This window comes from Chryseobacterium sp. Leaf201, from assembly GCF_001421435.1.
In the GTDB taxonomy this organism is placed as follows: domain Bacteria; phylum Bacteroidota; class Bacteroidia; order Flavobacteriales; family Weeksellaceae; genus Chryseobacterium.
Genome location: NZ_LMKA01000034.1, coordinates 1 through 2617, shown reverse-complemented (window position 1 = coordinate 2617; position 2617 = coordinate 1). Strand labels below are relative to the sequence as shown.

Here is a 2617-nt window from a genome sequence, read left to right as displayed (position 1 = left end):
AAATTTAATTATAAAATAATAGAAAGTAGTAACCTACCACTCAAGATAGACTTTAAATCAGATGAATAGAATAATAACCCCTCAGCAAATTCAAAAATCGGTAGTTAAAATAGTTTATAAAGAAAATGAACAAGGAACAGGATTCTTTATAACCCCAAATATCATTTTAACGGCTTATCATGTAATTATAGATGAAAGTATTGAAGAAGATAAAATTGAATTAATCTTAAATGATAATAAAATTGGTAAATGCAATGTATTGTCTTTTGATGAACAAAGCGATATTTGTCTATTAATCTGTGATTATAACAATACTATCTCTTTACCATTAACTACGTCTAATATCCGAATTAATGAGGCTTGGGAGTCATTTGGATTTCCATATCAAGGGGAAACCGAAGGATTGAGAATTTATGGCACTATTAACCAAATAGTAAATGATGAAAAATACAACATTTTATTAAATTGTCAAGAAATTGATGTAAACTATAACTATGATGGGCTTTCAGGCTCTCCAGTAATTTCAAATGGAAAAGTTATAGGAATTATCTTAAGTCAGAGTGATGATAAATTAGGGGCAATTTCAATCAATCAATTTGAAAACTTCTTACAAGAAAATAATATTGAAGTTCATGTAGAGGAATCAATAAATGATATTCCAAGACAGTTAAACAATGATATTAAGAATATTACATACAATTATGATGTTCTTAATAAATTAGATGAAAGCATAAAAGAAACTGGAAGCTGGATTTTATTAGAAGGCAATCCAGGTACTGGCAAGACTTTTAATATTGCATCTTATACACCTACTGAAAAAGATACATTAGTATTAGGAAAATATTTTGTTAAAGTTCCAAATGATGATAAGCCAAAAAGCTTGAGAATATCAAAAGAATATTTTTTGAGTTGGCTAGAAGAAACTATTTCTATTGCACTAACTGGAGATATTCCACCTAAAACATCTGAATCTTTTGAAAAACGTATAGAAGCATTAAACTATAATCTTAATGGTTTAAGTGAATATCTCTCTAATAATAACTTAACAGGATTATTATTTCTCGATGGTTTAGATGAAGTTAAAGATATTGAAGATTTCTTGGGTGTTCTATCAATGAATATTCCTGAAAATATTAAAATAGTACTTTCTTGCATTTCAAAAGAAATTTTACCTAGTGTTATCAAAAATAATATTAATACAACTCAAAGTATTTCTGTTTCACCTTTAAATATAAGTCAGTGTGAACAATATATTCAAAAGGAATTAAAAGAAGATATAATAGATTTTGAAGATATTCAAAAAATAGCACTCAAATCTGAAGGACACCCTCTTTATATGCGCTATTTGATAGATTATGTAAACAACTCTGCAATTTCCAATGATAAAGATGAATTAAAAGAATGGATTGATAATATTCCCAATATTGGAGGTAATATAGAAAACTACTATAATTCTATTTGGGACAAAATATATGAAGACAAAAACAAATTATGGATATGTTTATTTTTATCTCAGCTAAGACAAGCTATTGATGAAAAAGATTTTTTTGAAATTCTTAGTTCTGAAATAAAAAATGAGTTTTATTCAGTATTTCCAAAAATTAGCTATTTAATAAAAAACGATGACAAATTAGAAATTTATCACAATTCATTTAAAGAATTCATATTAGGCAAAGTCCCTCTGCTTTTGAAAAACTGTAATGATCTGATAGTAAATTATTGTGAAACTAATCCTAATTCTAACTACTCATTAACTAATATATTATACCACTACGGCTTATCAAACGCCCCTGAAAAAGCGGTTGAAAATTGCAATCAAAACTGGGCTGATAAAATGGCGTTTAATCATATCGAGCCAGATTTGGTAGTATCTGATATAAAAAGTACTATAAGTTTATCAATAGATTTAGGACTTACCACCGAAGTAATTAGGCTATTATTATTACTCCAAAGAATTGATTTCAGATACAATAGTGTATTTGTTGAATATGCTCATGAAATGACTTTAGCATTAATAGCAAACAAAAAGTACAAAGAAGCTATTAAATATATTGTTAGGCGGAAAGTATTATTAATACCTACAAATGATGCTATTCATTTCCTACAACATTTCTATGAGAATAAGGCTTATCAGGAAGCTACTATTTTAGAAGAAGCAATTGATAAAGAATATAGAAAATCTATAAATGATGGATTTAATGATAAAGGTATCAGTTTTCAAACCTTTGTTATTAAAGCTCAAACTTTGATTCTTTCCAGCAATGAGTCATCTAATCGTGAAGAGTTAAGAGATTCACAAATGATATTTTCAAAGTATTTGGATTTACTTAGAAAAATACCAAACTCATCTAATGACCCATCAATTGAAAATCAAAATAAAGAAACCATTCAACTTGTTAGAGATCATTGTTGCGCATGGAATAATGCATATTTATTAAGGCGGTTCAATATGAACATGGACATTCAAAAAATGATGCAAGTTCCCAAGATAAAAATAAATGATACTTGGGCTTACACTTATGCAACTTCTCTTTTGATTTATAAAAAAGAATTAAATAACTATAATTTACCGAATTATTATAAAGATTTAAATGAAAAAAAATTATCAAAAGATATT

At 27.1% G+C, this 2617-nt stretch carries 1 protein-coding gene; it reads left to right on the top strand.

Annotation, left to right across the window (positions count from 1 at the left end; translation table 11 throughout):
- Positions 1-61 precede the first annotated feature (61 nt).
- A partial coding sequence (locus tag ASE55_RS03285; RefSeq protein WP_131726114.1) for a serine protease occupies positions 62-2617 on the top strand: 2556 nt, incomplete at its 3' end.